The organism is Paenibacillus sp. 01T442, assembly GCF_056398345.1.
Genome location: NZ_JBFTPF010000007.1, coordinates 124,294 through 137,597, shown reverse-complemented (window position 1 = coordinate 137,597; position 13,304 = coordinate 124,294). Strand labels below are relative to the sequence as shown.

Here is a 13,304-nt window from a genome sequence, read left to right as displayed (position 1 = left end):
CCTTTTTCATGGAATTGCCCTTTCTTGATTTGTTACAGTAAGTTATAATAGAATTATTCTAATGAGAATCAGTGATAATCATTACATTTGATTGTCATCTATCTAGTACACTCAAACATTATGGAGGCTTAAAGAAAATGGCAAATTCATCAACATTTACAATAGAGGGTCTGAAAGCGACCATCGAAGGAAAGGAAATTTTGAAAGGTCTTAGCCTAGAAATTAAAGGCGGCGAAATTCACGCGATCATGGGGCCGAACGGTACTGGTAAAAGTACATTGGCATCCGCGTTAATGGGTCACCCGAAATATGAAGTAACAGAGGGCTCTGTTACATTAGATGGCGAAGATGTTCTTGAGATGGCTGTTGACGAAAGAGCTCGCGCTGGCTTGTTCTTGGCTATGCAATACCCAAGCGAAATCACTGGTGTAACGAATGCTGACTTCTTGCGCAGTGCAATGAATGTTCGCCGCGGTGAAGGTAACGAAATTTCTTTGATCAAATTTATTCGTCAAATGGAAGCGAAAATGAAGCAACTGGAAATGAACCCTGAGTTCATGCACCGTTACTTGAACGAAGGCTTCTCCGGCGGTGAGAAAAAGCGTAATGAAATTCTTCAAATGCTTTTGCTTGAGCCTAAATTCGTTATCCTTGATGAAATCGACTCCGGTCTAGATATCGATGCTTTGCGTATTGTTGCTGAAGGTGTTAATGCGATGCGCAGTGAAGAGCGTGGATTCTTAATCATTACGCATTACCAACGTTTGTTGAACTACGTTAAACCTGATTTTGTACATGTTATGATGCAAGGTCGCATCGTGAAATCCGGTGGCCCTGAACTCGCTGAGCGTTTGGAAGCGGAAGGTTACGATTGGATCAAAGAAGAACTTGGCATTGTAGATGAAACTGTTGGTCAAGACGAGGAAGAATTCAAAGTTCCAATGAACACACCAGGGCCGAAGTACTAGGAGATGAGAGACTTTGATCTTAGGGTCAAAGATACTTATAAATGGAGGAAATCATGAGCACTAAAACAACACTTTCCATCGATACTAATGCTGTTACTGAGCTCTCCCGCAGCAAGCAAGAGCCGGAGTGGATGACAGCCCTTCGTACTGAAGGGGTAGCATTAGCGAATTCGTTGGAATTACCTATACTAGAAAAAACAAGAATCGACCGTTGGAGCATTTCCGCCTACGGTTCCTATAAATCACAAGCAGCTTTGAGTTCACTGGATGAATTGCCAGAAGTGACCAAAGGCTTAACGAATAACGAAAACCTGATTGTACAACGGAACTCCGGTATCGTGTACAATCAAGTTTCCGAAGCTTTGAAACAGCAAGGCGTTATTTTCACAGATCTTGAAACGGCTGTTCGTGAGCATGGAGATTTGGTTAAGCCATACTTCATGAAGGCTGTTCATGCGAATGAAAATCAACTTACAGCTTTGCATGCAGCGTTGTGGAATGGCGGTATTTTCATCTACGTGCCCAAAAACGTTGTTGTAGATATCCCACTTCAAGCATTGTTTGTTGCAGATGATGCAGAAGCTACGTTTGCACCACACGTTCTCATCGTTGCTGAACAATTCAGTTCCGTTACGTATGTAGACAACTTCGTGTCTTCCGTTGGGGGCGCAGATCTTGTACAGAACGGGATCGTTGAAGTGTTTGCAAAACCAGGTTCACGTGTTAGTTATTCCTCCATTCATAGCTTGGAAGCATCCGTAACAGATCTCACGTATCGTCGTGCGATTCTTGAAGATGACTCCCGTATTGGATGGGTTGTTGGTGAGTTGAACTATGGGAATTCGATGTCCGATACGACATCTATTCTCAAAGGGAAAGGCTCCGACTCCGATGCGAAAGTAATCTGTGTGGGTACGCACGAACAAAAATTAAACTTGACGACTCGCGCTGTTCATTGGGGCAAAGCGTCTACAAGCGATATGATTACACGTGCAGTTATGCGCGATAGCTCTACAGCGATTATCAACGGAATCACGAAGATCGAAAAAGGCGCACAAGGCTGTAACGGTCAACAAACCGAGAAAGTCCTGATGCTTAGCCCGAAAGCTCGCGGAGACGCGAACCCGATTCTTCTAATTGACGAAGATGATGTTAAAGCAGGTCATGCTGCAAGTGTTGGGCAAGTGAATGCAGAACAAGTTCACTACCTAATGTCCCGTGGGATTACCAAAGAAGAAGCTCAACGCTTAATCATTTACGGATTCTTGGCACCAGTTGTTTCCGTAATTCCAGTTAAGAGCGTTGAAGAACAGCTGCAAAGCTTAGTGGAGAGGAAGCTAGGACAATGATATCTGCCGAGATACGTGAACTTTTTCCCATTCTGAAGCAAGAAGTGAACGGTCATCCTCTGGTTTACTTGGATAGTGCTGCTACTTCCCAGAAGCCTATTCAGGTGATTGAGGCACTGAAGCATTACTACGAGTGGGATAATGCGAACGTTCATCGCGGGGTTCATACCCTAGGTTCCCGAGCAACAGATGCGTATGAAGGAGCTAGAGCCAAAGTGGCTAAGTTCATCGGCGCAGCCAGTGAGCAGGAAATTATTTTCACTAGAGGCACAACAACCGCAATCAATATTGTGGCAGCTAGCTTTGCTGAATCGGTACTTCGTGAGGGCGATGAAATCGTCCTTACACCGATGGAGCATCACAGCAACCTGATCCCTTGGCAGCAAGCTGCTAAGAAATCAGGCGCCACTTTAAAATATATTCCGCTGCAGCCAGACGGATCTATCTCCCTTGCAGATGTAGAGAACACCATTACCGATCGTACTAAGATTGTTTCGATTGTGTATGTGTCCAATGTGCTCGGCGTGATCAACCCGATCAAGGAAATTGCTGCTATTGCCCACAAGCATGGTGCCAAAATCATGGTCGATGGTGCGCAAAGCACGCCTCATATGAAAGTGGATGTGCAAGATTTGGATTGCGACTTTTATGCATTATCCGGGCATAAGATGTGTGGCCCTACCGGAATCGGGGCATTGTATGGGAAGAAGTCTTTATTGAATAACATGGAGCCTGTTGAGTTTGGCGGAGAAATGATCGATCATGTTGATCTGTATGAGTCGACTTGGAAGGAACTTCCGTGGAAATTCGAAGGCGGAACGCCTATGATAGCAGGAGCAGTTGGGCTTGGAGCGGCCATCGACTTCTTAACCGAAGTTGGGATGGATAACATATTTAAACATGATGTTGAACTTACGAATTATGCATTGGATCGTATGATGCAGATTCCAGATTTAGCTGTTTACGGACCTACAACGAATCGTGCAGGACTGGTAACGTTCAATCTTGGAGATGTTCATCCTCATGACGTAGCAACCGTATTGGATTCCATGGGTATTGCAGTTCGTGCTGGTCACCACTGCTGCCAGCCACTTATGAGATGGTTAAAACAAAGCAGCACAGCGCGTGCAAGCTTTTATCTATATAATACGGAAGATGATGTAGACCGTCTTGTGACGGCTTTACTGAAAACAAAGGAGTACTTCGGCGATGCAATTGGATGATTTATACCGTAGAGTAATTATGGATCACTATAAAACTCCTCGCAACCGTGGGAAATTTGAGTCCGGCGAGTCCGTTACGATTGACCTTAACAACCCAACCTGTGGAGATAAAATTTCCCTGCAGATGCAAGTTGAAGAGGGAATCGTTAAGATGGCGAAATTCACAGGTGAAGGCTGCTCGATTAGTTTATCCTCTGCATCCATGATGACGGATGCTGTCAAAGGCAAAACAATCGAAGAAGCACTGAAGATGGCTGATGATTTCTCTGGCTTGATGAAGGGCGAATCTGTAGAATTTGAATATGAAGACATTGAGGCACTGTCGGGCGTTAATAAATTCCCAGCGAGGATTAAATGCGCAACTCTAGCGTGGAACGCACTACGCAAAGGGATTGAACATTCTCATAAGACCGATAACTAACGCATTTGCGGGTGGAATAGGTTAACTATATGGAAATAAGAGAACGTTAAGGAGGAATCAACCATGGCGAAACAAATGCCAGATTTAGAAGATTACAAATATGGTTTTAGAGATGAGCACAAATCCATTTTTCAATCCGGTAAAGGCTTAACTCGTGAAATCGTTGAAGAAATCTCAAGAATTAAAGGCGAACCAGAATGGATGTTGGAATTCCGTCTGAAATCCCTTGAGCAATTCTTCAAAATGCCTATGCCGCGTTGGGGCGGAAACATGGATGATTTGGATTTCGATGATATCCAATACTATGTTCGTCCATCCGAAAAGCAAGGTAAAACGTGGGAAGAAGTTCCTACAGAAATTAAAGAAACGTTCGACAAACTTGGTATCCCTGAAGCAGAGCAAAAGTTCCTTGCTGGTGTATCTGCACAGTATGAGTCTGAGGTTGTTTACCACAGCATGCAAAAAGAGCTTGAAGATCAAGGTGTTATCTTCACAGATACAGACACAGCTCTTCGTGAATATCCAGAGTTGTTCAGACAATATTTCGGAACGATCATTCCGCCAGCTGACAACAAATTTGCTGCATTGAACAGCGCAGTTTGGTCCGGCGGATCCTTCATCTACGTACCAAAAGGCGTGAAATGTGAAGTGCCTCTACAGGCTTACTTCCGTATTAACTCCGAGAACATGGGGCAATTCGAGCGTACGTTGATTATTACGGACGAAGATAGCTTCGTACATTACGTTGAGGGCTGTACAGCTCCAATCTATAGCACGAACTCGCTTCATAGTGCTGTAGTAGAAATCGTTTGTTTGAAGAACTCCCGCGCTCGTTACACGACCATCCAAAACTGGGCACCTAACATCTACAACCTCGTTACGAAACGGGCGGTTGCAGAAGAAGGAGCTACAATGGAGTGGGTTGATGGTAATATCGGTTCCAAGCTGACAATGAAGTACCCAGCAGTTGTTCTTAAAGGCCGCGGCGCTAAAGGGATGGTTCTTTCCATCGCTGTTGCAGGCAAAGGACAACATCAAGATGCGGGCGCGAAAATGACGCATTTGGCACCAGATACAACATCAACGATTGTTTCCAAGTCGATCTCCAAGCATGGCGGTAAAGTAACGTACCGTGGTCTGGCTTCCTTCGGACGTAACTCCCAAGGTTCCAAAGCTAACATCAAGTGCGATACGTTGATCTTGGATAACGAATCCACTTCGGATACAATTCCGTACAATGAAATCTTGAACGATAACATTACGCTTGAGCATGAAGCGACCGTATCCAAGGTATCTGAGGATCAATTGTTCTACCTCATGAGCCGTGGTCTTACAGAAGCAGAAGCAACGCAAATGATCGTTATGGGCTTCATCGAGCCATTCACCAAAGAACTTCCAATGGAATATGCCGTGGAAATGAACCGTCTCATCAAGTTTGAGATGGAAGGGTCTATCGGTTAATCTCCTAATAAAAAAGCGTGCCAGAGAGTTTTCTCTGGCACGCTTTTTCGTATATTATCCGTTAATTCGCTTACGATTCTGTGTAGCTGCCGATTGGAGGGCCACATATAACGACTGGATATTGAACTTTTTCTTAAATTCAAAACGATAAGCAGCCGTCGTGATGTTATTCGCTTTGTAATAAGGTGAGGTTATGTAATGAATAATGAGCTCGCTGTCATCAAACCCTGTACCACCAGATTCCATCGATACCTCATAGATGGAATCCAGATCTATCGTGGAGACTTTCGTTTTCTTACCAGTGACACCTTGATGATCAATTAGGATAATGCGTTCGTCGGTGATAAAAATACCCACTATCATCACTCCTCCTTGAACAAATATATGTATCAATTCTACATTTATACGGCGTACTCCCTCACAGATTCCATTACTTCCAACAAACGCCAAGCCCATTTGAACGAACGGATTGCATATTTGCATGCCACTTGTCTCACTCTATAAAGGACAATAATGTGTCCCTTAAGGAGAGAGAATTTCATGTGGAATAAGCTAAAGATACCGGCAATAGGAAGCGTGATTGTCATGCTGGCGATTTCGACGGCTTGTGGGAAGGAGAATGCGAGCCCACCAAGTGTAGCACCGTCGCAAAGCCCGACAGGTTTAACTGGCTCCGGCAATTCGGTTACGAAGAGTATGTCACAAGCTGGGAAAGATATCATTGCGCTAGCAAGCAATGATGCAGTCCTACCGATGAAACAAATTGGGAACGTTAATTATGTTTCTGCTCAAGATTTAATCAAAACACTTAAATTCCAGTCTGAATGGGAAGATTCTGAAGGCAAGCTGATTTTAGGGGACAATGATGCTAACTTTGAGTTGATCATGAACTCGAATAAAGCCATGAAGGATGGGGCGGATATTCAATTAAGCCAACCGGTAGTGAAAGAGGGCGGAACGGCTTATTTACCTGTCTCGGACTTAGCTGACTTATTTCAAGATGATATGTCGTACGAAGTTAGAAAAGGGGACGTCATTATTCATGCTTCTCCCGTTGCAATCATTGAGCATGAAGATGACCCTGCAAGTGCGAATGATAACTCACCAGAGTTGAGTTTCGGGGATGATCCTACAGACCCATTCAAAGGCAACGGGGCAGGTGCAAATCCTGCAGGGATGCCTATTCAGACCCAGCAGGATCTACAAGTATGGTCGCCAAATGATCAAAATGACGTTATGCCGGTTTTGAAGAATATCGATATTAATGCATTGATTAGTAAAGGGGAAAATTATATGGGTGTAAAGTATAAATTTGGTACGGGCCCATATCCCCAAACAGGACGATTTGATTGCTCGACATTTACACAATATATTTATGGGAAATATAATATTAAACTGCCGCGGGTAGCTCGGCAACAAGCTACTAAAGGTAATTTGGTTTCTCGCAAGTCGTTACGCAAAGGGGATTTGATGTTTTTCTACGTGCCAGGTCGTTTCAAATCGAACAAAACCGTTGGTCATGTAGGGATTTACATTGGAAACATGAAGATGCTGCATGCCTCCCCGGCGCCGAAGAATGGGGTACAAATCAGCAATATTGATAAAGCTTATTGGAAAAAAACATTTCTAAAGGCAAAGAGAGTTGCCTATTAATAGGAGTAATGGGAAAAGTCTATCCGATGGATAGGCTTTTTATTTTTGTCTATTTTGAAACAATTGAATCCCTCGTGCGTTTAAATGTGTAGAAAGCTTTTTGTGGAGGAGGCTAGCCTTATGACAATCGTGCTTTATGAAAAGTTGCCCGAGGGGCAACTGCTCAAACTTGGTGAACGTGCCTGGGATGAACAACTTATTCAAGCCTTGAATGTGGCTAATTTTATTCTCGTTGGCGGGAAGGAATACGAAATGATTGAGGGCCGTTTGAATTTGGATCTCCATGTGTTTGAGTTGCTGCTCGTTAAAGCCGGCGCAGAGGGGGGAGGGAGCAAGGAGTGAAACGACCGCTTAAAGTACTATCAACTTCACTGAGTTTGATCTTGTTAGGCCACATGCTGCTAGGAACAGCACAGGCTGCGGAGACACCAAGTCCCAATACAGGCTCTTCTAAATTGGTGGAATGGTCGAATGAGGATGTTAAGGCCTATTACGATCCTCAGGTGGATTGGAGATTACCTATACCCMCTGATAAGGGGTTAGCTGCACCGTCACCTACGCCAACACCTAGCACAACAGGCGGGAGTACAGCTCCTATTATTGTGAATCAAGTGTCAGGCGGTGGGTTTGGATGGGATGATCTGCTGCTTTATCATCTGATTTTCAATACCGTAAGCCCTTATTCATCTAGCAGCTGGGGGAATAATCATCGCTCGTATTATTATCGATCCAATACACCCTATGTCAATAAAACGTATCAACCAAGCTCTTTTACGAATCGTTCGACAACGAAAGCTCCAACAACTTCAAGCGGTAGTGGCACCTTTACATCGAATTCGAATAAATCGTCAACGACCACCAAATCAGGTACAACAGGTTCCTCAGTTAGCGGCTCCAAGTCAACCTCAACCTCATCAGGCAGCATAGGTGGTAAATCAAGCGGTTTTAGCTCCTCCTCCAGCTCAAGCTCTGGGGGTTAATTGCATGGTATTTGAAGTGATTGGGACACCAGCCCTTGACAGAAATTCTCGCGTACGGCAACTAGCTGAGCTTGGATTTACGTGGGCTAATTTGGAGAACGAAGAGTACTGGATTGATCAACTTGTCGTTATGCCGAATGAGGTATATGAGGACCTTATTCATGCTGCTGCAGGACTTTGGCAGGTGTTTGATAAAGCTGCTCGTTACGTTTTCGGCAAAAGGGAGCTTTATGCAGACTTATCGATACCGGAAGTGCTTTGGGATGGGCTGGATCGGCTTGAGCCGAATGGCGAGGGATTTATAAGCCGCTATGCGAGATTTGATTTTACAGTCGATCAGGTAGGTAACATTAAATTACTAGAATTAAACGCAGATACACCTACGGGTTATGTAGAAGCCTCTATCGCGACTCCATGGCTTTGTAATCAATATGGTTTGGAATCACCGAACGGCAGGATGAAGGAGCTTCTCAAGGCGGCCTGGGAGATCGAGGCACCAGATTATGCAGCTTGTATAGCCTACGGTGTACATGCGGAAGACACAGGAACGATAGATGCACTCGTTGCTCATAGCGGAAGAAAAGTGACATGCATGGACTGTTTGAATTTATGGATCGACGAGGGCGTCGTCAAGGTTGGTGCTGATCAGACCATTCAGCGTATGTTTGCCTTATATCCGAAGGAGTGGATGGGGGTTGACGACGGGGGAGAAGCGCTGTCGTATGCAATTGAGGAGCAATTCGTTCATTTGTTCAATCCCTTGCATGCTGTGATTTTACAATCCAAAGGCTTGCAAGCATTGATCTGGGATCTTCATATAAAGCAATCAGCATTATTTACGCAAGAGGAACATGAGATCATCAAGACTTACATGTTGCCAACCTATACACATCCTATCCTTGAAGGTAACTATGTGTCCAAATCGATGTTTGGCCGCGAAGGCGGCTCTGTTGAGCTGTATAACGAAAATGGAGAGCTGGAATTTAAGGATGAAGCGGGCTTTGACACGAGTGTGTTTTTTAAACGTGTGTATCAAGAAAGGGCAGACCTACCGCGGCTAACTTTCCAGCATGGTCAAGGACATTTATTAACGGGTCTATTCGTATTGAATGGTACGCCATGTGGGCTTTTAGGTAGGGCAGGCGGCATCATAACAGGAAATGCAAGTCAATTTGTGGCGATTGGAGTGAAAGCGCCTTGAAACAAGGAAGATTTATACTATTGGCCATAGGACTTATCGGAATTATCGTTATCATATGGCTCTTCAGCATGATATTCGATAAGAAACCATCCGTCCTAAGCCAATCAACAACAGGCAACGTATCGACAACATCCAGTTATGCTCCTGGTGACGTGCCATGGGATTATCAAGTCCAGCAAGTTAAGGTCGGTGATCTCATTGATGGTGATATGGTGCTGTTGCCGAACAATGACCGAATGTCCAACGATCAGAATTTTGCAACTGGTGATAGTATCTGGGTATTGAGTTTCATGCAAGCCACGATGAAAGCGGACAGTCAAGGAAAGAACGATGTTACTTTGTCACAATGGAAACCGATTAAGTCCTTTAAAACAAAAGAAGAAGCCGACAAAGATCTCGTGGAGCTGAAAGTGGAAATAAAGACGGATGTGAAATTGATCGGTGTTTATAAAACAGAGCTGGATAGCCAATTCAGGTACTTTGCGGTAGTAGAATTGCCAACTGGGCAGAAGGTTAAGCAGCCGATTCCAGAAGAGAGATACAAATCGTTCAAGGATAAAAAAGAAGTAAGCGTAGTCCTAGAGGAAGTACATGATTATACAGATTTTGATCAATCGATGGCTAAATTTCGGGGGTGGGCAGAGTGATCGTTGTGAATCTTATTATAAGTTTATTCGTCATTGTCTTGTTACAGTTTGCAGGGATGTACATCTTTAGTTTAATGACACCCTATCGGGATATGGAAGAAATAAATAACGGCAACGTGGCTGTGGGGATTACCATGGGAGGCAAGTTCGTAGCTACGGCCATCATTCTAGGCATTGCTGCCTATACGAACGCCTCCATTTGGCATATGAGCTTATGGTTTGCAGTAGGGTACGCATGCTTAATAGCTTCATATTGGGTGTTCGATTGGCTAACCCCAGGCATGAAGCTATCAGACCAGCTAAAGGGAGGGAATGTGGCTGTAGGTACCCTTCTTGCTGCGGTATATATCGGAATTGCGATTTCGGTAAGCAGTCTAATTATTTAACTATCTATGTATTAGATCGCAATTTTCGTAATTTCTACATTTGCTTGCTGCGATAAATCCAAGAACTGATTGTCGATGCTGATGAGCGGTCGGAAGAAATCAGTAGGGTTCGTCATGATGATCGTACCTTCACGTCCGTCGCTCAAAGACACTTTTTTACCTATAAAGTTAGGAATCATGTTGCGTATGAACACTTGGGTGATCTTGGGATCCAGCTCGCCGAAGCTCATGCGATGGAGCTCTTTAAGCACATGCAAAAGATCACGTCGTTGTTGATACACTCTGCTGGATATCATGGCGCTGTAGACATCTGCGATCGCGACAATCTTGGAGTAGGAATGGATGTCCGTACCGCTTTTCCGTAGAGGATAACCTGTACCATCTATACGCTCGTGATGTTGAAGAGCAACAAGAGCGAGCGTTTCATCCTTTAATGATTTGCGAATGATATCGTACCCATGAATGGTATGCTTCTGAACTTCCTCGAATTCTTCCTTTGTCAGCTTACCTGGCTTATTCAGAATATCTGGATGTATTCGACATTTCCCGATATCGTGCAAATAGCCTGCTTTTCCGATGACGATAGCATCCTTCTCGGATTTATTCATCCATTTGGCAATATAATAAGACAGTATCCMAACTTGAACACTATGCTGTAGGGTATAGTCATCTTTACTATGCAAAGATAGAAGTAATGAAACTACATCCTTCTCCTCTTGTATGCTGTTTATCAGTGGATTGAAAGCGGATTCTACAGTTTCATTGCGAAGAGATCCACCGTCTTGCAAAGCTTCAAACATTTCTTTAATACCCTGAGTTGCGTTGTTAAAAGAGGTAACCTGTAAGATATTAGCTTGTCTAGTTGGCGCTTCCTCTACGACATTCTCGATTTCACTGCTTCTTGGAGCTATATCAACATAATCCACACTGTGGCGATTGAGCATCGAAATGTCTCCAGCATCGAGAACGGTGCCCGAGGATAGAAGATGAAGGCCTACTGCATTGTAGGAATCGGAAATTAATTTGTCACCAACAATAAGTTGAAGCACATGTACACGCATAGAAGCTCCTCTCCAAGTCCTAGTATCTGGTAGGTATATTGTAATACTACATCCCAATATAACGACTGTAAAGACTTTTGGCTTGAATTAAATCCTCAGTCCCTTGAATGAGAACACGACCGCCAGGGAATAGAATAATTTGAATATCCTCAGATGCGTGAAACTTTAAAAGAAAACGATTTTTCTCAACCAGACCAAGCGGTTGAAGTCGTTCCTCCCAGTATTCCAGTGGTTGCGTGCTGGGAATAACCGGATGAATTTGAACCGAGTTGCGCCCGCATAAGGATTGAATGGTATCACTTTCAAGATGGGCATCTAAGTACTCGTATTGCTTCTGCGCACAAGCGGGACAATCCGACTTCTTAGCTCCAGATACCCGTATTGCGGAGTTCTGATTGAACCATAAGTCCCATTGCTGCATGCTGAGATTGAGCTGATCCGTCGCACCTACGAGCAACTTAAGAGCCTCTGTGGCTTGGAAAGAAGCAACAACATGGATGATTCCTCCAATGACACCTGCAGTGTCACAAGTATCCGTGGTACCCGCAGCAGGTGCTTGTGGGAAGAGGCAGCGCAAACAAGGTGTTTGTTCAGGGATAATCGTCAGCGAAACGCCTCGTGAAGCTACAGCACCGCCATAGATCCAAGGGATCCCTAATTTCATGCTGACATCGTTGAGCAGGAAACGAACGGCAAAGTTATCGGTCCCATCGAGAATCACATCGACATTATGAAGCAATTCTTCGGCATTGGTAGCGTTAAGATCACAGACATGAGGATCAATGACGACATTGGAATTCACGAGCTGAAGACGTTTCGCAGCGGCAATTGATTTGGGAATCGTGGCAGCAGCGTCCTCTTCATCGTACAGCATTTGTCTTTGCAGATTGCTTTTATCAACAAAATCACGGTCAATGATCCGAACATATCCAACGCCTGCTCGCACCATATGATTGGCAAGAACGGTGCCTAAAGCACCCATACCAACAATAGCAACACGACCAAGGCCAAGTTTGCGTTGACCTTCGATGCCAATGGGGGGGAAAAGAATTTGTCTCGAATAACGTGGGTCAATCTCTGTTGCAGTTTCTGTATGTAAATGCGGGTCCAAGTAAAGTCATCTCCGTTCAAATCAGTTATCAGCCTGCGGTGCTTGAAGCGGGTTCCAGGGTCCTGTTTGATTGCCTTTCCATTCGGACCCATCCTCCCATATTTCTTTTTTCCAAATGGGCACGATTTGTTTCAAACGCTCAATAGCATATCTACTAGCGTCATAGCAATCAGCGCGGTGAGGCGAGGATACAGCGATCACGACACTGGCCTCAGCAATCGCGACCTTACCCAATCGATGTGTAATGGCACACAGCGTGCCAGGCCACTTCGCATTGATTTCTTCGCCGATGCTTGCCATCGTTTTCAATGCCATAGGGACATAAGCCTCATACTCCAATAGGACTGTTCGCTGTCCATACGTCATTTCTCGCGTCGTGCCGATGAAGGCGAGTGAAGCGCCATGGTTGGGATGATTCACCTTAGAGGTCACGGAGACGACATCAATCGTTGAATCGGTGATCTCATAGAGCGAAGGCTGCCCACCTGAAACAGGTGGTATGAGTGCGAGCTCGTCGGAGGCGGAAACCGTTTCCTGATCACCGGCATAAGCTTGATTTTTAGCGAAAAAACATATAGGAAGCTGCCCTGAGGCAGCAGGATAATCGGTGACGATTTTATCCTTCAATTGTGCAATGGTAATGGAATCTTGATCGACTGAAATCGTTAGAACCGCAGTACCGAATAGGTCTACAAGACCTGCGAAGAGTTGGATGTGTAAGTTCAATTTGTTTCTCCTTGCGATAGATGTTAGAATCCCTTACAGCATATCATATTTTGCCCTGAAAATGGTATAATGGAGTGATCCTTTGGCAGGGCATGGAATTTTGAATTAATGGAGGAG

The 13,304-nt window shown here is 44.5% G+C and carries 15 protein-coding genes; 11 read left to right on the top strand and 4 right to left on the bottom strand.

The window, feature by feature from the left end; translation table 11 throughout:
* The first annotated feature begins 137 nt into the window (after positions 1-137).
* The 5 genes from sufC to sufB all read left to right on the top strand — a co-directional run bounded on the left by sufC (position 138) and on the right by sufB (position 5,422).
* Positions 138-968 carry a Fe-S cluster assembly ATPase SufC gene (sufC, locus tag AC1DLM_RS09165; RefSeq protein ID WP_171637983.1) on the top strand — a complete coding sequence of 277 codons (831 nt, stop codon included), beginning with the start codon at positions 138-140 and terminating at the stop codon, positions 966-968.
* Positions 969-1,021: 53 nt separating this feature from the next.
* The gene (gene sufD, locus AC1DLM_RS09160; protein ID WP_477569786.1) at positions 1,022-2,317 is read left to right on the top strand and encodes a Fe-S cluster assembly protein SufD; all 1,296 of its coding nucleotides are present in this window, start codon (positions 1,022-1,024) and stop codon (positions 2,315-2,317) included.
* Complete coding sequence (locus tag AC1DLM_RS09155) at positions 2,314-3,540, top strand: cysteine desulfurase (protein WP_477569785.1); 1,227 nt, start codon at positions 2,314-2,316, stop codon at positions 3,538-3,540. Before sufD ends, AC1DLM_RS09155 begins: the two co-directional genes overlap by 4 nt.
* Complete coding sequence (gene sufU / locus AC1DLM_RS09150) at positions 3,527-3,961, top strand: Fe-S cluster assembly sulfur transfer protein SufU (RefSeq protein ID WP_057310356.1); 435 nt, start codon at positions 3,527-3,529, stop codon at positions 3,959-3,961. The genes AC1DLM_RS09155 and sufU overlap by 14 nt, the downstream gene beginning before the upstream one ends.
* Positions 3,962-4,024: 63 nt before the next feature.
* Positions 4,025-5,422 (top strand): Fe-S cluster assembly protein SufB, encoded by a 1,398-nt coding sequence (sufB, locus tag AC1DLM_RS09145; RefSeq protein WP_056624188.1) that lies wholly within the window; start codon positions 4,025-4,027, stop codon positions 5,420-5,422.
* Positions 5,423-5,476: 54 nt separating this feature from the next.
* Here sufB and AC1DLM_RS09140 read toward each other — a convergent pair whose 3' ends face one another.
* Complete coding sequence (locus AC1DLM_RS09140; RefSeq protein ID WP_477569784.1) at positions 5,477-5,779, bottom strand: PH domain-containing protein; 303 nt, start codon at positions 5,777-5,779, stop codon at positions 5,477-5,479.
* A gap of 183 nt (positions 5,780-5,962) precedes the next feature.
* On the opposite strand from AC1DLM_RS09140, the gene AC1DLM_RS09135 reads away from it, so the two are divergent.
* The 6 genes from AC1DLM_RS09135 to AC1DLM_RS09110 all read left to right on the top strand — a co-directional run bounded on the left by AC1DLM_RS09135 (position 5,963) and on the right by AC1DLM_RS09110 (position 10,289).
* Positions 5,963-7,075 carry a C40 family peptidase gene (locus AC1DLM_RS09135; protein WP_441989854.1) on the top strand — a complete coding sequence of 371 codons (1,113 nt, stop codon included), beginning with the start codon at positions 5,963-5,965 and terminating at the stop codon, positions 7,073-7,075.
* Between the two features lie 120 nt (positions 7,076-7,195).
* Entirely contained in the window at positions 7,196-7,417 is a 222-nt protein-coding gene (locus AC1DLM_RS09130) for a hypothetical protein (RefSeq protein ID WP_441989853.1), read from the top strand.
* A complete protein-coding gene (locus AC1DLM_RS09125; protein WP_477569783.1) occupies positions 7,414-8,055 on the top strand; it encodes a hypothetical protein in 642 nt (213 codons plus the stop codon). The genes AC1DLM_RS09130 and AC1DLM_RS09125 overlap by 4 nt, the downstream gene beginning before the upstream one ends.
* A gap of 4 nt (positions 8,056-8,059) precedes the next feature.
* Positions 8,060-9,256: a glutathionylspermidine synthase family protein gene (locus AC1DLM_RS09120; RefSeq protein ID WP_477569782.1), complete on the top strand. Its 1,197-nt coding sequence runs from the start codon at positions 8,060-8,062 to the stop codon at positions 9,254-9,256.
* Positions 9,253-9,903, top strand: coding sequence for a signal peptide protein (locus tag AC1DLM_RS09115; RefSeq protein WP_477569781.1), 651 nt, complete (start codon positions 9,253-9,255; stop codon positions 9,901-9,903). Before AC1DLM_RS09120 ends, AC1DLM_RS09115 begins: the two co-directional genes overlap by 4 nt.
* Positions 9,900-10,289, top strand: coding sequence for a DUF350 domain-containing protein (locus tag AC1DLM_RS09110; RefSeq protein WP_441989849.1), 390 nt, complete (start codon positions 9,900-9,902; stop codon positions 10,287-10,289). Before AC1DLM_RS09115 ends, AC1DLM_RS09110 begins: the two co-directional genes overlap by 4 nt.
* Before the next feature lie 11 nt (positions 10,290-10,300).
* Here the strand turns inward: AC1DLM_RS09110 and AC1DLM_RS09105 are convergent, their stop codons facing one another.
* The 3 genes from AC1DLM_RS09105 to AC1DLM_RS09095 are packed head-to-tail and all read right to left on the bottom strand — an operon-like array spanning position 10,301 to position 13,187.
* A complete protein-coding gene (locus tag AC1DLM_RS09105) occupies positions 10,301-11,350 on the bottom strand; it encodes an HD-GYP domain-containing protein (RefSeq protein ID WP_477569780.1) in 1,050 nt (349 codons plus the stop codon).
* Between the two features lie 46 nt (positions 11,351-11,396).
* Positions 11,397-12,425 (bottom strand): ThiF family adenylyltransferase, encoded by a 1,029-nt coding sequence (locus tag AC1DLM_RS09100; protein ID WP_477569827.1) that lies wholly within the window; start codon positions 12,423-12,425, stop codon positions 11,397-11,399.
* 57 nt (positions 12,426-12,482) lie between these two features.
* Positions 12,483-13,187 carry a molybdenum cofactor biosynthesis protein gene (locus tag AC1DLM_RS09095; RefSeq protein ID WP_441989847.1) on the bottom strand — a complete coding sequence of 235 codons (705 nt, stop codon included), beginning with the start codon at positions 13,185-13,187 and terminating at the stop codon, positions 12,483-12,485.
* Between the last annotated feature and the right edge of the window lie 117 nt (positions 13,188-13,304).